Here is a 20986-nt window from a genome sequence, read left to right on the forward strand (position 1 = left end):
TTTTTATGAAAGTATAGGAGGAACATTTTGTATTTAAAACGAATTGAGATCGCTGGTTTTAAATCCTTCGCCGATCGAACAAAGATCGAGTTTGAAAAGGGCGTAACGGCGGTTATTGGACCAAACGGCAGCGGGAAAAGTAATATTACTGAAGCGATTCGCTGGGTTTTAGGCGAACAATCTGCAAAGAGCTTGCGGGGAGGCAAAATGCCCGATATCATCTTCGCCGGTTCAGAATCGCGAAAACAGTTGAATATCGCTGAGGTGACCGTAGTGTTGGACAATACGGATCACTATTTACCGTTAGCCTTTAGTGAAGTCAGTGTGACGAGACGTTATCGACGAACGGGAGAAAGCGATTTTTTCATTAATAAAAAAGCTTGTCGTTTAAAAGATATCCAAGACCTTTTTATGGACTCTGGGTTAGGAAAAGAATCCTTCTCGATTATTTCTCAAGGAAAAGTAGAGGCGATTTTTTCCAGCAAACCGGAGGATCGTCGCGGAATTTTCGAGGAAGCCGCAGGTGTCTTGAAATATAAGCAACGAAAGCGTAAAGCTGAACAAAAGCTTTTCGAGACGGAAGACAATTTAAGCCGCGTTCAGGATATTATTTATGAATTAGAGGATCAGCTGACTCCTTTAGCTGCTCAAAGTGAAGCAGCCAAGGAGTTTTTAGCGCTAAAAAAAGAATTGACAGCTACGGATGTCAGTTTGATGGTAGCCAAAATTAAGCAAACGCGAGATTCTTGGCAATCAGCTAAAACTGATTTTGATACATTGTCCAAAATAGTCGAAGAAAAAAGCCAGTTTATTCAACAAACAGAAGTGCAATTAGGCACACTACGAGAAAAACGTGGAACTTTGGATGAACAGTTGGAAACTGGACAGCAGCAATTACTCCACTTGTCAGAGGCTCTGAAGCAAGCAGAGGGCCAAAAGGAACTATTGAGTGAGCGTTCAAAGAATACCCAAAAAACTAGTGCGGAATATCGAACAACATTAGAGGAACAGCGCAAGAAAAAAGCAGAAGCACAATTGAACCTGCAGGATGTTCAAGCGCAGCAGAAGGATAAGCAAGCCGAAAAACTGGCGTTAGAGGAAAAGATTCAAGAATTAACTTCGGAAGCTGAGAAATATCAAAAATCTCCCAAAGAATTATTAGAGGATCTACGTGGCACTTACGTAGAATTGATGCAAGAATCAGCGAATGTCAGCAATGAATTGAAATATTTAGAGCGCCAATACTCGCAAGAAAAAGCAAAGAACCAACAGAGCATGAGTCGCTTTGAAGCGTTAAAAGAGCAATTGGAAGCATTGACAGCACAACAAACAACCGCACAAACTAAGTGTCAAGACTTAGAGACACAATTGAAAGAAGAGCAGGAAAACTATCGACGGTTAGCAGAAGAAAAAAATGCGGCGCAGCAGCAACTGCAAAAAGAGCAGCAGCTGATGTATGATTTGATGAGTCAGGTCCAGCAAGCGCGGGCACGACAAAAGAGTCTGCAAGAAATCCAAGAGAATTATAGCGGCTTTTATCAAGGGGTACGTAGTGTCTTGCAGCACAAGGACCAGCTAAGCGGAATTGTTGGTGCAGTGGCAGAATTGATTCAAGTCCCCAAGGAGTATACTTTGGCGATTGAAACAGCTTTAGGTGCATCAGCACAGCATATCATCGTAGAAAATGAAAAGGATGCCCGTCAGGGTATTACTTTTTTAAAGAGACAACGCAGCGGCCGAGGAACCTTCTTGCCGTTAACGACGATTAAGCCACGAAGCTTAGGAGCTCATCAATATCAGGCAATTAAGGATGAAGAAGGCTTTTTAGGAGTTGCAAGTGAGTTAGTATCATTTCCTGAGAATGTTGCACCTGTTATGCAGAATCTCTTGGGCGCTATTGTAATCGCCAAAGATCTAAACAGTGCCAATCAGCTTGCTCGGCAATTAAGATATCAAGTTCGAGTGGTCTCATTGGATGGCGATGTGATGAATGCCGGCGGCTCCATGACTGGTGGTGCGACGAAGCAAGGGAACCGTGGGAACTTATTCAACCAAGGACATGAATTGGAAGAATGGACGAAACGCTATGAGGAAATTAATCAAGCGTTGCAGACAAAGGAAAAATTTGTTCAGGAGCTACAAACAAAAGTAGCGGAGCAAACAGACACACTTGAAACTTTGCGAACGCAAGGGGAGCAAACACGGTTAGCCTATCAGGAAGCACAAAACAACGAAGAACAGGTTAACACTGAGTTGGCGCGTTTGCAGAAAGAGCAAGCGTTATTCTCGTATGAAGCTAAGGAATTAGAAAGCTTTTTGAATGATTATCAAACACAAAAAGAGGCTTTAGAAATTCAACAGGTTGAATTGAAGACGCAGCAAGAAAGAATCAATCAAGAAATTCAGCAGATGAATGAAGAAAGCGATCAGTTAGAAGAAAAACGCGCAAATATCAATGCTGAATTAAGTCGTCTTCAAGCGGATTACGCTGTATTAGATGAGCGGTTACTGTATCTAGAACGACAAGCTATAAGCTTTGAAAGTCAGATGAATGAGTTGACGGGTCAGATTATGAGTCTGGAAAACCAAATATTAGCACTCTCTAGTGATTCGTCAGACCATGAGGAAACTGAAGAAAGCTTAAATCAGCGCCTAACAGAGTTGGCCACGGCGAAAGAGCATTTGCAGGAGCAGTTGACTTTGTGGAAGGAATCGCGTCAGGACTTACAGAAACAAGTGGATCAGTCTGATAGCGCATTAACTGAAGCCAATCGGGAACAAAAACAATTGCTTGCAAGACAATCACAGGCAGATGTTCAAAAAAACCGGTACGAGCTGAAATTGGATAATGCATTGACCTATTTACAAGAAGAGTATAGTTTGACCTTCGAAGGGGCAGAAGCGCAGGCGGACCCTGAAATTGATCAACAGATAGCGCAAAATGAAGTCAGTCGCTTGAAACAAGCCATCGAAAAATTGGGTCCAGTGAATCTGAATGCGATTGAGCAATATCAACAGGTTGAAGAACGCTATGATTTTCTTACTACACAAAGAGATGACTTGTTATCAGCGAAAGAGCAACTATTTGAAACGATGGACGAGATGGATGATGAAGTCAAAACACGTTTCTTCACCACATTCCAAGCGATACGTGAAAAATTCAATGAGGTCTTCCCTAATATGTTCGGCGGGGGTCGTGCGGAGCTAGTATTGACTGATCCTGATGACTTGTTGAATACAGGAATTGAGATAGAAGCGCAGCCCCCAGGGAAGAAATTACAAAGTCTGTCGTTGCTTTCTGGTGGAGAACGCGCATTGACGGCAATTGCCCTACTCTTTTCGATTATTCAGGTTCGCCCAGTACCATTTTGTGTCTTGGATGAGGTAGAAGCTGCTTTGGATGAGGCGAACGTTACTCGCTTTGGTCGTTACTTGAGTGCTTTCCAAAATGATACGCAGTTTATTGTAGTTACTCATCGTAAAGGAACAATGGAAGCCGCTGATGTCCTATATGGAGTGACGATGCAAGAATCAGGTGTATCAAAAATTATTTCAGTAAGGCTTGAAGAAGTGAAAGAGGATGGGAAATTTCAAGTGAAGGAAAGGGAATTGTTGGAATGATAAAATTAATTGCGATTGATTTAGACGGAACATTGTTGACGGATGCGAAAACAATCTCCGATACAAATAAAAAAATGTTGGCTGAAGCAAAGGCACGAGGGGTTAAAATCGTGATTTGTACAGGACGTCCACTGATTGCGATCAAGGATTATTTAGCCGAGCTAAACTTATTGGATGCAGATGATTACTCTATTACATTTAATGGAGGATTAATCCAAACAAATACAGGTGAAATTTTAGGAAAGACAGCAATGGATTTGGCTGATGTACAACATATTCATCAGTTATTGACGAATCTTGCTCTGCCGATGGACGTTCTATCAGATGCTCTATGTTTCCAATTTGAAACAGCAAAAGATCATCCATCAATTTATCCAACATTGAACAAAGCATTAACGTATGTTCCAAAGACGATTGAGGCATTGGATGAGGATACGTTGTACAATAAAGTGGTGGCGGCAATTGATGCAGCATACTTGGATCAAAAAATCGCCTTAATTCCGAATGAAGAATACGAGCGCTTCGAAATTTTCAAGACGCGTCCTAATTTATTAGAATTTATGCCAAAAGGTGTGACAAAAGCTTTTGGACTTTCAGTCTTAGGTGAGCATCTTGGTATCGATGCTCGTGAGATGATGGCATTAGGGGATGAAGCGAATGATCTGTCGATGATTAATTATGCTGGAATGGGTGTCGCGATGGAAAATGCGACAGATGGAGTGAAATCAGCAGCTAATTTTGTGACGAAAACCAATCAAGCGGATGGTGTTGCTCATGCTATTCAAAAATTCGTATTTGATGATTTGAAGGAATAATTGAAATGAGGGGGGATATTCATGGGACTATTTGATCGAATAAAAAAGGCTTTTTCTAGTGAGCAAAAGGAAGAAACGGAAAAACAAGAGGCGCTTTTAGAAGATAAAGAAGTCTTAGATTCAGAAGCTGCCACTGACAATGAGGAAGAAACAGTCGTTAGTGAAGATACTGCTGATGATGCAATAGAACAAAAAGAAGAATCTCAGGAAGAATCGCAGGAACAAGCGACTGACGAAGCACCAGACACTCCTTTGGAAGAGATACCTCCACAGGGATCTGACAATTCTGATGCATCTGATGATTTAGTGACGATTGAAGAGGAGCAGTCTGACAAACAAGCTGAAGTTATCGAGGAACTCGTTGAAGAAACTGTAGAAAATTCCGAAGAGGCTGAAACAGAGACGGAGATCATGGATTCAGCAGAACCTGTTCAGGCAGAAGAGACGGTTCAGGAAAAATATGACAAAGGGTTGGAAAAGACGCGTAAATCATTCGGTGAACGAATGAATGAACTGTTTGCTCGCTTCCGCCGAGTTGATGAAGACTTCTTTGAAGAATTAGAAGAAACCCTGATAGGCGCTGATGTTGGCTTTGATACGGCCATTAAATTGACGGATTCCTTGAGACAAGAGGTTAAGTTAAAAAATGCCAAGAAACCAGCTCAGATCCAAAATGTAATTATTGAAAAGCTGGTAGAAATTTATGAGGCAGAGGGCGTCAACGAAAACAACAAACTCAATCTACAAAATGATGGATTAAGTGTGATTTTATTTGTTGGGGTCAACGGTACAGGGAAAACCACCAGTATCGGAAAATTAGCCAATCAGTATAAAAATGAAGGCAAAAAAGTTTTACTAGCTGCAGCAGATACATTTCGTGCTGGCGCGATTGATCAGCTAGTGGTTTGGGGTGAGCGTTCTGGAGTAGAAGTTGTTCGCGGCAATGCAGGTGGCGATCCGGCGGCAGTAGTTTTTGATGCGGTGGATAAAGCCAAGAGAGAAAATTATGATGTTTTGCTGATTGATACAGCAGGACGCTTGCAAAATAAAGTTAATCTAATGAACGAGTTGGAAAAAATCAAACGAGTGATAAAACGAGAGTTTCCAACAGCTCCACATGAAGTTCTGCTAGTAGTTGATGCAACAACTGGTCAAAACGCGTTAGTTCAAGCACGCCAGTTCAAAGAAACTACGGATGTTACAGGATTAGTTTTAACTAAGCTAGATGGAACGGCGAAAGGCGGTATCGTGTTGGCGATCCGTAATGAGCTTCGTCTGCCAGTTAAACTAGTTGGGTTAGGTGAAGGAATCAATGACCTTGAAGCCTTTGATCCAAATGATTTTGCAGTCGGACTCTTTAAAGGTCTGTTGAAGGAAGAATAAAAAAAGAACTGTTGAGAAAACCTCAACAGTTCTTTTGCATAGTCTGAAAATATGGCGGAACGTGCAGACTGACGTTGCTTTGCCGAGCATTGGCATCCATTATTCGATGAACCTCGTTGCAATGGAACTGATGTTGGTGGTGCGGTTTTAACATTACAAACTCTTTTGGGGTCGTTTCTTGTTGTAAATGAGTGGTATCTATCATTGAACCATTTTTTTGTTGCATGAGCGAGGCCTCCATTCTTTTAATAAAAGCAAACTAAAACTGTAGTTTGATTAGACTAGTTGTTATTAATATTTAATCATATTTTCATTTAAAAGGCTATTTCTTTTTCAAGCATTTCCGTTCTGTTTCTGGTTATTCTTCTATATAATGTAGCTTGGGAGGACTATGGACAAATGAATACAAAAAAAATGATGGCACAAGAAAAGGTAAAACCATTCTTGCTGCAAGCACGCTATGGGATCGAAAAAGAAAGTCAACGGGTAACCTTAGATGGTGAACTTGTACAGACGGATCATCCAGCCCCTGTGGGGAACCGGAGCTTCCATCCCTATATCCAAACAGATTTTTCTGAAACACAATTAGAGCTGATCACCCCAGTGACGGAATCAGTGGATGAAGTTTTAGCATATTTAGAAGCAATCCATGATGTTGCACAGCGAAGCATGTCAAAAGATGAAATGATGTGGCCGTTTTCTATGCCGCCAGTACTTCCCGAGAAAGAGGAAGATATCCAGATCGCGAAGTTGGAGCGACATGCAGATGTGTTGTATCGGCGTTACTTAGCGCGGGAGTATGGCAAACGTAAGCAGATGGTCAGCGGGATTCATTTTAATTTTGAATATGGCTTAGATTTAGTAAAGCAGCTCTTTTTAGCACAAACTGAAGAAGCTTCTATGGAAGATTTCAAAACGCGATTATATATGAAAATAGCCCGTAATTTTTTGCGTTATCGCTGGCTGTTGACCTATTTATTTGGAGCGAGTCCGTTAAGTGAAAACCGCTACTTTGATAGTGAGGATCGTCCAAAAGAACCTGTCCGAAGTATTCGGACTAGTCATTATGGCTACGTAAATAAACCAGATGTACAAGTCTCCTATGAAACCTTGACACGTTATAGTGAAGATTTAGCGGAAAATGTTTCGCAAGGCCGATTATCGGAGGAAAAAGAGTTCTATGCACCCATCCGCATGCGTGGTGGAAAAAAGGTGGCCGATCTTTTCCATACAGGAATTCGTTATGTAGAGTTGCGGAATATTGATTTGAATCCCTTTGATCGTGTGGGGATCAATGCAGAGGAGATTGAATTCATCCATTTGTTCATGTTGTATTTGTTGTGGACCGATGAAAAAATGTCAGCTGATGAGTGGGTAGCGGAAGGAAATCGCATAAGTGATGAGGTCTCTTTAGAGCATCCAATGAAACCAACTGCACATTTAGCAGAGGGACATATGATTTTTGCTGAGATGCTGCAAATGGTTGACGAGCTAGAATTAGAAGGTGCTGAACTAATTAAAAAATATCAAGCCTGGATGGATCGACCTGAAGAGACGTTAGCTGCCAAAATTCTTGCTTTGGATGAAACTGAAGGACAGGCAGCAGTGGCAACCATGTTGGGACGTAAGTTCTATGATCAAGCGTGGGCACACCCTTATCAATTAGCAGGCTTCCAAGAAATGGAATTATCAACACAAAATTTACTGTTCGATGCTATTCAAAAAGGAATCGAGACGGAAGTATTGGATCGGCAAGATCAGTTCGTGAAACTTCAGCATAATGATCATCAAGAATTAGTAAAAAATGGAAATATGACCAGCAAAGATACGTATATCGCACCGTTGCTGATGGCAAATAAGACGGTCACTAAAACGGTCCTAGCTCGAGCGGGCTTCCGGGTACCAGATGGCGAAACCTTTGGCTCGATCGAGACAGCGAAAAAGGCATATCCACGATTTGCTCAAAAGGCTTTCGTGATTAAACCAAAATCTACGAATTATGGCTTAGGGATTACCATTTTTAAAGGTGAGACCTCGGTGACGGATTTTAATAGTGGTTTGGCGCTTGCTTTTGCTGAAGACGATGAAATCATTATTGAAGAATTTTTACCTGGAACAGAGTATCGGTTCTTTGTCATCGATCACCAAGTGAAGGCCGTTTTACTTAGGATTCCTGCGAATGTTATAGGCGATGGGGATCGTACGATTGAAGAGTTAGTCGCTGAAAAGAACGCAAATCCTTTACGGGGAATGAATCATCGGTCGCCTTTAGAAAAAATTCAATTGGGTGATTTAGAACAATTGATGCTGAAGGAACAAGGATTACGGATTGACAGTATTCCCGACAAAGATCAACAAGTCTTCTTGCGGGAGAACTCCAATGTTTCTACCGGCGGAGATTCTATTGATGTAACGGATGAAATTCATGAAAGCTATAAACAAATAGCAATCGAAGCAGTGGAGGTATTGGGAGCTAGTATCAGTGGTATTGATTTGATCATCCCAGACAAGAACAAGCCTTATGAAACACACGATGACTACGGGATTATCGAAGCGAACTTTAACCCAATGATGCATATGCACATATACCCCTATATCGGGAAAAGTCGGCGATTGACTCTGGACGTATTGCGCTTCTTGTATCCAGAAATGACTATCTAAAATACTCCACACGACTTGACTCAGTCGTGTGGAGTATTTTTATAAAAGCATTGTATGAAGTTGTCGATTTCGATTAATGAGTCAGAAAATAAAACGAGCTGACGATCCTCCGCTGACAAAAAGTGTTGTTCCACCATTTGATCAAAAAAATCACGCAGAAGACGATAATAATCATTCACATCAAAGAAGATACAGGGATTATTATTTTGCCCAACACGAGCCCAAGAATAAGCCTCGCTGATTTCTTCTAATGTTCCGACGCCTCCAGGCAAAGCCAAACAAACATCTGCGTGTTGCATCATCATCTTTTTTCGTTCGTCTAAGTCATTTACGGTGATCATACGTGATAAACCGGTGTGAACACGTTCGCGATCCTGCAGAAATTTCGGCATGATGCCAATCACAGTACCGCCGGCGTCCAAAACACTGTCTGCGACCACACCCATTAACCCAAGTTTGCTACCTCCATAAACAAGTTCGTGCCCATTCCTTACGATCCAATGTCCCAGTGCTTGTGCTGCAAGAGCATAGGCAGGGTCGGCCCCAAGGTGTGCACCACAATATACAGCTATTCGCATCAGTGTTCTTCCAATTCGAGCGTTTGCTTCGTTGATTCCACGATTAACCCTGTCTTCTCTTCCCACCATAGCTTCATTTCATTTTCATAGGTATTAGGGAATTTATCAACAGTGTTCATTAAAGGTTCTTCCTGTAGTTTGGCGTAAGGATAATTCATTGCCAGATTCAATTTCAGTTCTTTTAACAAACTATAATATTGAAACATCATGTAATACATTTCTTCATCATCGCCGCTTGCTAAAACTAATGCTGCCCGATCAAGCATGAAGCCCAAGCTGCGCATCATAAATAAAAAAGCAGGAATCTCTTCTGTTTTAATATCGTTGACTTCTTTTAAAATATCCACGTGTAAATCAAGCGCTTGCAATAAATCGGTTTGAAGATTTTGATAAGTAACCATTCTGTTCTCCCCCTTAAATTCTTTCTTTGAAATAAGTATAGCACAGACCTGAAATATCCTACGTGCGGATTCAGCTTTTGGCTCGCATTATTACAAGGATTTGTGTAAAGTAGACGGGTAAGGAGGCAGTATGATGGGAAAATTAGCAGTGATCACGGACCTACATGCAGATATTAATCACTTTGGCGAGACTGAGCTGTCAAAACTTTTTGCTTTACTGAAAGAGCAAGAGGTGACACGCTTACATTTTGCTGGAGATACTGCGAATAAGATGGATCAGACACTAGCGGTCAATCATTTTTTTCGTCAACGAGAGCTTCCGACAACCTTTAATTTAGGAAACCATGAGATGGGAAATGTTAAAGGAGAACAAATGATTGAGCATTATCCAGACAGTCATTTTCTAAATCTCCGTTATTTGCCCCTCAACCAAAAAACGGTTCTATTAGGGTTTAATGGCTGGTATGATTATGGCTTTTCTGAGTTAAAAGATCCAAAACAAATTCGTTCAATCAAAAATATTTATTGGTTCGATCGGATCATCGAACGTTTTTCAGATGATCAGACGGTGAATCAAGAGATTTTACGTCAATTGCGCAATGTACTGGATGATTTAGCTAGAAAAAATTATCAGGTTATTTTGGCAACTCACTTTGTTCCGAAAGAAGAGTTTATTGTACATTTAAGTGGGAAATATCAAATTTGGAATAAATTGAATGCTTTCTTGGGGTCGAAGGCATTAGGCGAACTGCTGGACCAGTATCCCAATGTTCAACAGGTTGTATTTGGGCATACACATCGCCGGTTTGGCGATCGTAAGATTCATGACACCATTTATAGCTGTCGACCATTCGGGTATTATTATGAATGGTCGATTACAAAGAATTTTGTTTTAGATAATCATTTAGCAGAAGTTTTCATTCCTATGAAAATGCGCGGCTTATTGAATAAGCATCAGGAAGATTTTGCTGCTTATAAAGAGGATCATTTGATTGAAGAATTTCAACAAGCGATAACGTTGATTTCTTATTAGTGGAAGGATAATTTTAATGGAAGTAATAAAAAAATTTTTAAGACAATTTACGCAAACAACCCCTTTTGTTTTAGCCAACACGATGATTGTTATTCCATATCTATTATTTATGCACTTGGTAGATTCGCAGTCGTCTGTTACGGTTCTACCCTTTGTTTTCTTTTATACGTTTCGTGTGACTGGAATTTTTCTGATTCGCGGATTATATCGGTCGATTGATCAGTATACGCTATTAATGGTTTCTCTTTTGGTCGGTGGGATTGGTTCTTTTCTAACCTTAATTGGAGCATTGCATTTTACTTTCTACTTATTTGGCAGTATCTTTTTAGGATTAAGTGCGGCTTGGTTGCCGCCAGCAAATGCCAGTGTTAATTTTTTTGAAAAATCTAAAGGCTTTCAAACGATGAGCAGCCGTCGCTATCTGATCGCTTTAATTGTTCTGGCGCCCTTATTTTATGGAACAACACTTGCATTTCCTATTCAATCAGTTATCGTGCCAAGTGTCGTTACCCTTTATTTTATTTGTGCTTATCATACGGTGAAACATTATCCGCATTACGAGATGGATTTTAAAGAATTAACGAAGCATGTTTTTTCAATTTCTGAATTGATCTGGTTCATTTTATTCTTTGTTGCTCTCTTTTTATTACGAAGTGGTCGATTGTTGTTTAATGAATCTTTGTTGAACAATGCCATTATTTTGTTTGCGGGAATATTTATGGTGGCTATCGTTGTGGTTAATCAAGTGAAAAGTCGATGGAAGCTGCCGCTTTGGCAGAATGCACTAACGTTTCTTAATGGCATGTTAGGAAATTTTATTTTTCTTTTCGGTGCATTTTATGTTGCGGTTTATAAAGGGGCTGCTTCACAAGGCCTGTATCTATTTTTACCTTATCTTTTAGGGGTTATTAGTTCCTTAGTATTGGCAGGAAAGGTGCGTCAATCGTTTAAAAATGAGTTGAATGTACAACTGGCTGGTTTAGCGGCGGGTTTATTACTATTAAGTATTCGCTTCTTATTTCCAGTTGCCATCTTTGTACTAACCTTTTTTCAAAAAGGAACCAGCGCTTGGCTAAATCGTTTGTACTATCAAACAGAGAGTATTGAAGCGCAGCAGCGCCTTACTGCAAAGTATTCAACATCTAACAAAGGGAGCATCACGCATCAATTTATCTTAATGTTGTTGATGCTTGTCACATTGCAGGCGAAAAATTTACCAATGAAGGATATTTTTCTGCTGCGCAGCTTGCACTCCTCAGAAATCCTTGCCACAATGGACATAGTTAAATTTCTCTCGATCATTATTCTATTGGTTGGGCTTGGTCTAATTAGAAGGGTTGGAAAACATGCGTTTAATTATTGATGGCGATGGGTCGCCAGTAAAAGATACCACGATCGCGGTTGCAAAAAAATATGGACTGCCAGTTGTGATCGTTACAAGTATTGATCACTATTCAAAAAAAGAATATCCAGATTTCGTGGAGTTTATTTATGTGGATCGTGGTGCCGATTCCGCCGATTTTAAAATAGTTTCCGTTATTCAACCAGAGGATATTTTAGTGACGCAGGATTATGGTTTGGCGTCATTGACCTTGGCGAAGGCTGCACATGTTTTACATCAAATAGGGATGGAATATACGCAAATGAATATTGATGCGCTCCTGACACAACGTTTTATTGGAGGCAAAATGCGTCAAGCGAAACAACGTACAAAGGGACCGAAACCTTTTACTAATGAGGATCGGACACATTTTCAAGAAGTTCTGGAAAGCTTGATCCAACAGTCTTTGTTGTAATCTAAATGATAAGCTTTGTAATACTTGTAAAATTTCTTTTTGGGGATTTTGATTTTTGTGCTAAAATGTTAGGGATCAGAAAGTAATGGAGGACATTCAGTTGAAAATTATTTTACTTTATGGTGGGAAAAGTCCAGAACACGATGTAGCGATTTTATCGGCTTTTTCAGTTATTTCTGCGGTTTATTTTGACTATTATCAAGTACAACTTATCTATATTGATAAAACCGGACAATGGGTTAAAGGCCCATTGTTAACGGAAGCGCCAGAAACAGATGAAACGCTGCGCCTAACTTGGGACCCAACCGGTCATGAAGTTGAGGGATTCAGCGGCAAGGTAATCGCTCCCGGTGATATTAAGGAAGACAATGCGATTGTCTTTCCAGTTTTACATGGACCGAACGGAGAAGATGGAACCATCCAAGGCTTTTTAGAAACATTGGATATGCCGTATGTCGGTGCAGGTGTGATGACGAGTGCTTGTGCGATGGATAAAATTATGACGAAATATATCCTGCAAGCAGCCGGTATTCCACAGGTTCCCTATGTTCCCGTTTTGAAGAACCAATGGAAAGAAAATCCAAAACAAATCTTTGATAAATGCGAAGGGACCTTGTTGTACCCAATGTTTATCAAACCTGCTAATATGGGTTCGAGTGTAGGAATCACACGAGCAGAAAACCGTGAAGAGCTGCAAAATGCACTGCAAGAAGCCTATCGCTATGATTCTCGTGCTTTGGTAGAGCAGGGAATTGATGCTCGTGAAATCGAAGTAGCTGTTTTAGGAAACGACGACGTGCGGACAACATTGCCTGGAGAAATTGTAAAAGAAGAAGCTTTCTACGATTACAACGCTAAATATATCGACAACACGATTCAAATGGCGATCCCGGCAGATATTCCAGAAGAAGTGATGCAGAAAGCTCGCGATTATGCCAAGTCAGCCTATACAATGTTAGGCGGTTCAGGACTTAGCCGAATCGACTTTTTCCTAACGAATAAAAACGAATTATTCTTGAATGAATTGAATACGATGCCTGGTTTTACTGAATTTAGCATGTATCCATTATTATGGGAGAACATGGGCTTGAAGTATGGCGATTTGATTGAAGAATTAATTCAATTAGGTACAAAGCGTCATGAGCAGCGAGCTGCCCTTGAATAATTTCGCTTCTGTTTAACAACCGAGTAGGGCTTGAGACATGATTCGATTGAATGATGTTTCAAGTTCCTTTTAACGTCTGGCGTATCAAAGGAGTATTATTTGGAGGATACTCAGGCACATGAAAATTTCACTGTAGTCAGAAACAAAAATTTGGGAGGAACACCATGAATTTTACAACGACAATCATCAGCAAGGCCGTTCAAGGTAAAGTATTGGCGGAAAATGAGGTGACCGTTACTGGTGTCGAATTCGATTCACGAAAAATTGAAGCTGGCGATTTATTTGTGCCTTTGCAGGGAACAAATGATGGCCATGAGTTTGTATCAAAGGCAATAGAAAATGGAGCGACTGCAACACTATGGAGCAATGATCCAGAAACAGCGCCAGAAGGTATTGCTGTCATTTTAGTTAAGGATACGCTGCTAGCCTTTCAAGCTCTAGCAAGCTATTACTTATTGGAGGAAAATCCAGACGTGATTGCTATTACAGGCTCGAACGGAAAAACCACAACAAAAGATATGACTGAATCGGTCCTTAGCCAAAAGTTTCGGACATATAAAACACAAGGGAATTACAACAATGATATTGGCTTGCCTTATACGATCTTGCACATGCCAGAAGGAACTGAAAAGTTAATTTTGGAGATGGGCATGGACCATGCTGGTGAGATCAGTATCTTATCAGAGTTGGCTGAGCCGGATGTTGCAGCAATCACGATTATCGGTGAGGCCCATATAGAAAACTTAGGTTCGCGCGACAAAATCGCAGATGCGAAGATGGAAATTACAACAGGTTTAGCCTCAGACGGTCTACTAATTATCCCTGCCGATGAGCCTTTATTAGAAGAACGCATTAGTTCGTTGTCTCAAACGGTCGAAACCGTGGGCATTCAAAAAGGTGACCTATCTGCTACGATTCTGAATGAAAACAAAGGCGCGACCGTTTTTTCAGTTGATGATAATGGGTACCAAATTCCTCTGCCAGGAAGCTATAATGTGCAGAATGCGTTGATTGCGATGGCAATTGGTCGATGGTTCGACGTTAGCAATGAGCAAATTTTTCAAGGACTAGCCTATGTACAGGTGACTCAAAATCGCACCCAGTGGTTGAAGGCGAATAATGGCGCAGACATTTTGAGTGATGTTTATAATGCGAACCCAACAGCAATGGGACTAGTGCTGGATACTTTTGCAAAATTACCAACAGAAGGCCGCCGCCTAGCTGTTTTAGCGGATATGTTAGAGTTAGGCGCGGATTCCTATTCGCTACACGCGAGTATGGTAGATCATATTAATGACCAAGACTTTCAAGAAATCTATCTTTACGGAGATGAAATGAAGGGACTAAAGCTTGCTTTGGCGGATCGGTATCCATCATTGACAGTGCGGTACTTCAATAAAAGTGATAAATCGCAAATGATTCAGGCGATCAAAGAAAGTTTGCAAACAACAGACAGCATTGTTTTGAAAGGCAGCAACGGCATGGGCTTATTCGAAGTCGTTGAAGCTTTGCAGCAATAGTGAAAACTTGCAGAAAATGAAATGATGTGCTAAAATGAGCCATTGCCGAGAAATGAAGTAATGATTGAATGAGTCATCCAATAAATTAAAGATTCGCTAGCGGTGTATCGCTGGCTTACCAATTATTTTTGAGAAGCGGTTGGGGCATTTTTCAATTGAACGATGTCTCAACCACTTTTTGTGAGAGATGATCCTTCCGCCTGACTTCGCGGAGCGGTTTTTCGGTAGTATCGCCAAGGACGGCAACTAAAGGGACAGTTGCAGACCAAACGCAGATACCAAACCATACGCTCTAAATGATAAGGTCAACAGACATTAGGAGGATATCATTTGAAATTCAAAGAACTAAAATTATCACCAGAACTATTAGTAGCGATCGAACGCTCAGGTTTTGAAGAAGCAACACCGATTCAAGAACAAACTATTCCTTTAGCACTAGACGGAAAAGATGTTATTGGTCAAGCACAGACAGGGACTGGTAAAACAGCCGCTTTTGGTCTACCGATGTTAGACAAAATTGATACGACGAAGAATGTTTTACAAGGTCTAGTAATTTCACCAACCCGTGAACTTGCTATCCAAACACAAGAAGAATTGTATCGTTTAGGCCGCGATAAAAAAATTCGTGTACAAGCTGTCTATGGCGGTGCAGACATTGGTCGTCAGATTCGTGGGTTGAAGGATCGTCCACATATCGTCGTTGGAACACCAGGACGGATGTTGGATCATATCAATCGTCACACCCTAAAATTAGAAACAGTCGAAACGCTTGTTCTAGACGAAGCAGACGAAATGTTGAACATGGGCTTCCTAGAAGATATCGAAAAAATTATCAGTAAAGTCCCTGCAGAACGCCAAACATTGTTGTTCTCAGCAACAATGCCTGATGCAATCAAAAAAATCGGCGTGAAATTTATGAAAGACCCTGAACACGTGAAAATCAAAGCGAAAGAAATGACCGCTGATTTAATCGATCAATATTATGTTCGGGCGAAAGATTATGAAAAATTCGATATTATGACTCGCTTGTTTGATGTTCAAACACCAGATTTAGCGATTGTCTTTGGACGTACTAAACGTCGCGTTGATGAATTAGCACGTGGCTTAGAGGCGCGCGGCTACAAAGCAGAAGGAATTCATGGCGATTTGTCACAACAAAAACGAATGAGTGTCTTGCGTTCATTTAAACGTGGCGATCTTGATATCTTAGTCGCAACAGATGTTGCTGCTCGCGGATTGGATATCTCAGGTGTCACTCATGTGTATAACTATGATATTCCACAAGATCCAGAAAGCTATGTTCACCGCATCGGTCGTACAGGTCGTGCTGGTAAAGGTGGTATGTCTGTAACTTTCGTTACACCAAACGAAATGGGTTACTTGCATGTCATTGAAAACTTAACGAAAAAACGTATGAATCCAATGCGTCCGCCAACCGAGAAAGAAGCCTTCAAAGGGCAACTAGGAGCGGCGATGGAACAAATTCAAAGCCAAATGGAAGAAAATTCTGATAGCTTAGAAAAATACAATGAATCAGCACAGGAGTTATTAGCAGCTTATTCTCCAGAAGAATTAACTGCAATGCTGTTGAAGACGGTCGCTAAGGACCCAGCTGACTCTGTACCTGTTAAAATTACACCAGAACGTCCATTGCCTTCAAATAAAAAAGGCGGCTTTAATCGTGGCGGTAAACGCGGCGGAGGAAACAACCGTGGCGGCGGACGCGGAAAAGATAACTACCGCAAAGATCGCGACCGTAACAATAACAAGAACAAAAACTACGGCGGAAACAAACAACGCAGCAACAATAAAAATTCAAACCGTAGTAACGACAAAAAGCGCGGGTTTGTAATTCGCACTAACACAAACGATTAATTCGTGCATAACTGTCAAAGCCATCAATCTTTTTGATTGATGGCTTTTTTCTTGATATAAAGGACTTTGCGCGGATTATTAAAAAAAAATCATAGCATTTAAAGAAGTCTTTGGTAAAATAAAGATGTTACTTGAAAGGGTTGAGAGTATGATCAAAGGAATCGGGATTGATGCGACTGAACTTGAACGAGTCGCAAAAATCATTGAGCGCCGACCGCATTTTGTGGAACGAATATTAACTCCGGCGGAACAGACCCTTTTTGCTAGCCATTCGCCTCATCGTCAGGTAGAATTTCTAGCAGGACGGTATGCATGTAAAGAAGCTTTTTCAAAGGCGTGGGGGACCGGCATTGGAAAAGTCAGTTTTCAGGATTTAGAGATTTTACGAGATGATAACGGTGCACCCGCCTTTACAAAATCACCTCATCAGGGAAAAGTTTTTGTCAGCTTGACCCATACGGAGGATCTAGCGATCGCTCAAGTATTGCTAGAAGAATAGAAAGAAGGATACTTAGTTTATGGTTGTAACGTATCATCGACCTACAAGAGCTATCATACATAAGAAAGCATTGAGAGAGAACATCAAACATGAGGTTGAGCGTTTGCCGGAAGGCGTGGAATTGTTTGCGGTAGTGAAAGCAGACGGCTATGGTCATGGAGCGGTTGCTACTGCTCAAACGGCTTTATCGGTTGGTGCTACAGGTTTTTGTGTGGCGACACTGGATGAAGCAATCGAGTTGCGAGAAGCGGGGATTACGGAGCCTATTTTAGTTTTGAGTGTGGTATTCCCAAGCTATCTATCATTGGTTATTGATTATGATTTGTCAATCACCGTGGCGACAAAGGAATGGCTGATCGAGGCTCAAGAAGTTTTAAAAGATTTAGAAGAGGCAACAAAACCAATAAAGATCCATATCAAAGCTGATTCTGGAATGGGACGAATTGGTTTCTTAACACCAGAAGAAGTAAAGGAAGCTGCAGCAATCATTGATGATTCACCAAATATGATTTGGGAAGGTCTATTTACCCATTTCGCTACTGCTGATGAGAAAGACGCTTCTTATTGGCATAAGCAAGCAGAGCGGTTTAACATGATGATTGAGGCGCTAGATCATTTGCCACGCTACGTTCACTCAAGCAACAGTGCGACGGCCTTATGGCATGACAAAGAAATGCCTGGAAATATGATTCGCTATGGCATTGGAATGTATGGGTTGAATCCATCAGGTCATGAATTGCCAGAGACCTATCCATTAAAACCTGCAATGGAATTAGTTTCTGAGTTGATTCAAGTAAAAGAATTGGCTGCCGGTGAAGGTGTGGGATACGGGAAAACCTACGACACACCTAAAAATGAATGGATCGGGACGATTCCGATTGGTTATGCCGATGGTTGGTTACGGAAGATGCAGGGATTTTCATTATTGGTAGAAGGCGAGTATTGTGAGATTGTTGGTCGTGTGTGTATGGATCAATTAATGGTTCGTCTGCCACGAGAGTTCAAGGTCGGTACAAAAGTCACATTGATCGGTAAAAACAACGGAAAAGAGATTACAATGCAAGAGGTTGCGGATCATTTAGGGACAATCCATTATGAGGTTTGCTGCATGCTTTCAGAACGTGTTCCTAGAATTTATCAAAACTAAAGGCAAGAAATACTTAGAGGAATGATATACGGCAAGAACATCGGGGGCATTTTTTGATAAAAAAATGCCTATATTAAAAGGAGTAAGGATGTCAGTTCCTCTTTTCGCAGTATACATCGATGACTAAAGTAAAATAAGATGAAACAAGAATAAGGCAAGAATACTTAGAGGAATGATATACGGTAAGAACATCGGGGGCATTTTTTGGAAAAAATGCCTACATTAAAAGGAGTAAGGAGATTATTATGGTTAAACGTGGTGATATCTATTTCGCGGATTTATCGCCAGTCATTGGTTCTGAACAAGGTGGCATTCGGCCGGTATTGGTCATCCAAAATAATTTAGGAAATCATTTTAGCCCGACGATCATCATCGCTGCGATCACAGCGAAAATGGCTAAGCCTAAATTACCAACACATATCGGAATCAAATCAAACGGTACCGGAATTGAACGAGATTCGGTTATCTTATTAGAGCAGATTCGCACGATTGACAAATCACGTTTGAAGGAAAAGGTTTGTCATTTAGATCGGTGCTTGATGGCAGAAGTGGATGCTGCCTTACGTATCAGCGTGGGTATCGAGACGATGTCTGCTGTGACATCGAATCTTACATAAAATCAGCTAGATTTACAAGGCTTGTTTCTTATCTTAGGAACCAGCGTTTAAGCTACAGGAAAATTTCTCAAAATGTGCTAGCTAACAAGGACACAACGATTCGTTGTGTTCTTTTTTTCATGGTTCAACGAATCATCTATCAATGATTTATAGTAAACTTGGAGGTTAGCATTGTATAATACAGGTATAGAAAAGCACTGGAAATGAGGGAGAGCAATGGTTGATATCGGAGAACAGCTTCGGTATTTTCGTCAAAGAAAAAAGATGAGCCAAAAACAGCTTGCCGAGCTGCTGCATGTTACACCGCAAACCATTTCTAAATGGGAATTGAATAAAAGTGCACCAGATTATGATCAGCTGATTGCCCTTAGCAAAATTTATCGAAAAAGTATCGATGCGCTTTTAGGTCAGGCCAAACCTAGTCTTTTGGATTATTTGGCAGATTCGCAGAATTTTAGAAACCAGTATGGGTTGCCCAGTATGAACGGAGGAGAAGATGATGGAAGAAAGGATTCGTAAAATCAATAAGCTACTTTTAATTACCTATAATTTAGGCGGAGTGTGTTTAATTGCGATAGGCCATCTGAGAGGCATCGGGGCTTCACCAGGGTATATTCCAACAGGAATAAAGATAGTCGCTGCGCTTGTTTTTTCTACTATGTTGATAGCTCATCTTATTCGCTATATTATGGAGCGGACAATAAAAAAGTAGGCTGGCACACAAAGTGTCAGCCTCTTTTTATGCTTGCGCATAAACGATCAGATTGACGGTATCGCTGAGACACGTCTGTAAGGTAATACGTTCGCCTCCACCAGCAGAGGTAATCTGGTCCCAATTATCTATTCCAGAAGCGATGTCTCTGCCGCCATCATCGACTTGAATCAATCCGTTTACTATATAAGTGGTTGCATTGCCTGCGTTATCAGTAACAGTAATGGCATCTCCTCCACCAAGGGCTAATAATGGCGAGAAGATTCCAGGATTGTGCCCAATAAAATGAGTGTTTTGATTATCCATACCAGATTGTGTAGGGTTTCCACCCCAAGTTGCAGCAACCGCACTACCATTGATAACCCCCTGGCCGCTGCCTTGCCCAGCATTTACATAAGGAAGAAACTGACCGTGAAAAGAAATTTGATTTGGCTGTAAAGAAGGTGTTTGTGGAGCAGTAACTTCTGTTTGAGTTTCCTCTGGGACTACAGGCTGTATTTCTTGTTCATTGTTGAGCTGTTCTTGTTGTACTGGAGGTTCGACAGGTGCTTGTTCTGTTTCTGAAGAAGTAGTAGGTTCTGCTACTTCTGACGGATCGGGAGTTTCAACAGGGGCTAGGACTGCCTCTTTTTGCGAAGCAACAGCGGTAAGAGTTTTATCTTCTTTTTTTTCAGAAGGAGCAACTTTTTCTTCCTCAACAATAATAAGGACTTTCCGCTTATCGTAATCCTGTTTGTTTTTTGCCGATAAGGTTAGTGAGTGGCGTCCAGGTTTGCTTGTATTAATTTTAGAATAGTTGAGTTTGATAAGTTGATAGTTATCATCAACGGCTTTGTAATACTGTTTTGGGTGAAAGGAATGGTTCGCAGTGATCGTGATCGTGTCTTCACCATAAATCTTTACTTGATTTTCATAGCTATCTTCCTTTTTATTATTGGATCGAGCATCTGAAATGGAAGAAAAAATAAGTGGGACAAATAATAAGAGGAGACATACAATAACAGCTGAAAAAATAGTTTTTTTCCTTCGTGCTGATTTCATAAAAAACACTCCTTTTTCTTATTTGCCTAGATGATAAAGTATAAATGATTAACAAAAAATAAAAATAACGTAATTGTTAAAAGGAGTTGTTATATGTGGATTTTAGTTAAATAAATATCAAT

Annotated in this window: 18 protein-coding genes; 15 read left to right on the top strand and 3 right to left on the bottom strand. The window is 40.8% G+C overall.

What is annotated here, in order from left to right:
* Window positions 1-27 precede the first annotated feature (27 nt).
* The 4 genes from smc to gshAB all read left to right on the top strand — a co-directional run bounded on the left by smc (window position 28) and on the right by gshAB (window position 8480).
* A complete protein-coding gene (smc, locus tag IGI50_RS01215; RefSeq protein WP_438775809.1) occupies window positions 28-3621 on the top strand; it encodes a chromosome segregation protein SMC in 3594 nt (1197 codons plus the stop codon).
* Window positions 3618-4436: a Cof-type HAD-IIB family hydrolase gene (locus IGI50_RS01220; RefSeq protein ID WP_218256459.1), complete on the top strand. Its 819-nt coding sequence runs from the start codon at window positions 3618-3620 to the stop codon at window positions 4434-4436. The genes smc and IGI50_RS01220 overlap by 4 nt, the downstream gene beginning before the upstream one ends.
* 21 nt (window positions 4437-4457) lie before the next feature.
* On the top strand, window positions 4458-5819 hold the full coding sequence (gene ftsY / locus IGI50_RS01225) for a signal recognition particle-docking protein FtsY (RefSeq protein ID WP_438775810.1): 1362 nt from the start codon (window positions 4458-4460) through the stop codon (window positions 5817-5819).
* A 399-nt stretch (window positions 5820-6218) separates the two neighbouring features.
* Window positions 6219-8480: a bifunctional glutamate--cysteine ligase GshA/glutathione synthetase GshB gene (gshAB, locus tag IGI50_RS01230; protein ID WP_218256462.1), complete on the top strand. Its 2262-nt coding sequence runs from the start codon at window positions 6219-6221 to the stop codon at window positions 8478-8480.
* Between the two features lie 20 nt (window positions 8481-8500).
* On the opposite strand, the gene IGI50_RS01235 is transcribed toward gshAB, so the two are convergent.
* Both IGI50_RS01235 and IGI50_RS01240 read right to left on the bottom strand, forming a co-directional pair.
* Window positions 8501-9058, bottom strand: coding sequence for a TIGR00730 family Rossman fold protein (locus tag IGI50_RS01235; RefSeq protein ID WP_438775812.1), 558 nt, complete (start codon window positions 9056-9058; stop codon window positions 8501-8503).
* Complete coding sequence (locus IGI50_RS01240; protein WP_010747176.1) at window positions 9058-9459, bottom strand: hypothetical protein; 402 nt, start codon at window positions 9457-9459, stop codon at window positions 9058-9060. Before IGI50_RS01240 ends, IGI50_RS01235 begins: the two co-directional genes overlap by 1 nt.
* Before the next feature lie 133 nt (window positions 9460-9592).
* On the opposite strand from IGI50_RS01240, the gene IGI50_RS01245 reads away from it, so the two are divergent.
* From IGI50_RS01245 to IGI50_RS01295, 11 genes are all read left to right on the top strand, one after another.
* Complete coding sequence (locus IGI50_RS01245; protein ID WP_438775814.1) at window positions 9593-10492, top strand: metallophosphoesterase; 900 nt, start codon at window positions 9593-9595, stop codon at window positions 10490-10492.
* A 16-nt stretch (window positions 10493-10508) separates the two neighbouring features.
* Window positions 10509-11855, top strand: a complete 1347-nt coding sequence (locus IGI50_RS01250; RefSeq protein ID WP_438775815.1) for a hypothetical protein — start codon at window positions 10509-10511, stop codon at window positions 11853-11855.
* Window positions 11839-12288, top strand: coding sequence for a YaiI/YqxD family protein (locus IGI50_RS01255; protein WP_218256467.1), 450 nt, complete (start codon window positions 11839-11841; stop codon window positions 12286-12288). The genes IGI50_RS01250 and IGI50_RS01255 overlap by 17 nt, the downstream gene beginning before the upstream one ends.
* A 100-nt stretch (window positions 12289-12388) precedes the next feature.
* Entirely contained in the window at window positions 12389-13453 is a 1065-nt protein-coding gene (locus IGI50_RS01260) for a D-alanine--D-alanine ligase (RefSeq protein ID WP_010747172.1), read from the top strand.
* 164 nt (window positions 13454-13617) lie between these two features.
* Complete coding sequence (locus tag IGI50_RS01265) at window positions 13618-14973, top strand: UDP-N-acetylmuramoyl-tripeptide--D-alanyl-D-alanine ligase (RefSeq protein ID WP_438775817.1); 1356 nt, start codon at window positions 13618-13620, stop codon at window positions 14971-14973.
* Window positions 14974-15303: 330 nt separating this feature from the next.
* Window positions 15304-16848 (top strand): degradosome RNA helicase CshA, encoded by a 1545-nt coding sequence (gene cshA / locus IGI50_RS01270; RefSeq protein ID WP_218256469.1) that lies wholly within the window; start codon window positions 15304-15306, stop codon window positions 16846-16848.
* A gap of 148 nt (window positions 16849-16996) precedes the next feature.
* The gene (gene acpS / locus IGI50_RS01275; RefSeq protein WP_218256470.1) at window positions 16997-17347 is read left to right on the top strand and encodes a holo-ACP synthase; all 351 of its coding nucleotides are present in this window, start codon (window positions 16997-16999) and stop codon (window positions 17345-17347) included.
* A 19-nt stretch (window positions 17348-17366) separates the two neighbouring features.
* Complete coding sequence (gene alr / locus IGI50_RS01280) at window positions 17367-18494, top strand: alanine racemase (protein ID WP_438775820.1); 1128 nt, start codon at window positions 17367-17369, stop codon at window positions 18492-18494.
* A gap of 245 nt (window positions 18495-18739) precedes the next feature.
* Entirely contained in the window at window positions 18740-19111 is a 372-nt protein-coding gene (locus IGI50_RS01285; protein WP_010747167.1) for a type II toxin-antitoxin system PemK/MazF family toxin, read from the top strand.
* 216 nt (window positions 19112-19327) lie between these two features.
* On the top strand, window positions 19328-19630 hold the full coding sequence (locus IGI50_RS01290) for a helix-turn-helix domain-containing protein (protein ID WP_438775823.1): 303 nt from the start codon (window positions 19328-19330) through the stop codon (window positions 19628-19630).
* Window positions 19608-19823, top strand: a complete 216-nt coding sequence (locus tag IGI50_RS01295) for a hypothetical protein (RefSeq protein WP_438775824.1) — start codon at window positions 19608-19610, stop codon at window positions 19821-19823. The genes IGI50_RS01290 and IGI50_RS01295 overlap by 23 nt, the downstream gene beginning before the upstream one ends.
* A gap of 27 nt (window positions 19824-19850) precedes the next feature.
* Here the strand turns inward: IGI50_RS01295 and IGI50_RS01300 are convergent, their stop codons facing one another.
* Window positions 19851-20864, bottom strand: coding sequence for a sortase domain-containing protein (locus IGI50_RS01300; RefSeq protein WP_438775826.1), 1014 nt, complete (start codon window positions 20862-20864; stop codon window positions 19851-19853).
* Window positions 20865-20986: the final 122 nt, after the last annotated feature.

Origin of the sequence: Enterococcus sp. DIV0170 (genome assembly GCF_051710765.1) — a bacterium.
Lineage (GTDB): Bacteria > Bacillota > Bacilli > Lactobacillales > Enterococcaceae > Enterococcus_A > Enterococcus_A raffinosus.

Excerpts from the sequence above, each read along its gene's own strand:
- IGI50_RS01220 (WP_218256459.1), top strand. The coding sequence starts at position 3,618 with ATGATAAAATTAATTGCGATTGATTTAGACGGAACATTGTTGACGGAT.
- ftsY (WP_438775810.1), top strand. The coding sequence starts at position 4,458 with ATGGGACTATTTGATCGAATAAAAAAGGCTTTTTCTAGTGAGCAAAAG.
- gshAB (WP_218256462.1), top strand. The coding sequence starts at position 6,219 with ATGAATACAAAAAAAATGATGGCACAAGAAAAGGTAAAACCATTCTTG.
- IGI50_RS01235 (WP_438775812.1), bottom strand. The coding sequence starts at position 9,058 with ATGCGAATAGCTGTATATTGTGGTGCACACCTTGGGGCCGACCCTGCC.
- IGI50_RS01240 (WP_010747176.1), bottom strand. The coding sequence starts at position 9,459 with ATGGTTACTTATCAAAATCTTCAAACCGATTTATTGCAAGCGCTTGAT.
- IGI50_RS01245 (WP_438775814.1), top strand. The coding sequence starts at position 9,593 with ATGGGAAAATTAGCAGTGATCACGGACCTACATGCAGATATTAATCAC.
- IGI50_RS01250 (WP_438775815.1), top strand. The coding sequence starts at position 10,509 with ATGGAAGTAATAAAAAAATTTTTAAGACAATTTACGCAAACAACCCCT.
- IGI50_RS01255 (WP_218256467.1), top strand. The coding sequence starts at position 11,839 with ATGCGTTTAATTATTGATGGCGATGGGTCGCCAGTAAAAGATACCACG.
- IGI50_RS01265 (WP_438775817.1), top strand. The coding sequence starts at position 13,618 with ATGAATTTTACAACGACAATCATCAGCAAGGCCGTTCAAGGTAAAGTA.
- acpS (WP_218256470.1), top strand. The coding sequence starts at position 16,997 with ATGATCAAAGGAATCGGGATTGATGCGACTGAACTTGAACGAGTCGCA.
- alr (WP_438775820.1), top strand. The coding sequence starts at position 17,367 with ATGGTTGTAACGTATCATCGACCTACAAGAGCTATCATACATAAGAAA.
- IGI50_RS01285 (WP_010747167.1), top strand. The coding sequence starts at position 18,740 with ATGGTTAAACGTGGTGATATCTATTTCGCGGATTTATCGCCAGTCATT.
- IGI50_RS01290 (WP_438775823.1), top strand. The coding sequence starts at position 19,328 with ATGGTTGATATCGGAGAACAGCTTCGGTATTTTCGTCAAAGAAAAAAG.
- IGI50_RS01295 (WP_438775824.1), top strand. The coding sequence starts at position 19,608 with ATGATGGAAGAAAGGATTCGTAAAATCAATAAGCTACTTTTAATTACC.
- IGI50_RS01300 (WP_438775826.1), bottom strand. The coding sequence starts at position 20,864 with ATGAAATCAGCACGAAGGAAAAAAACTATTTTTTCAGCTGTTATTGTA.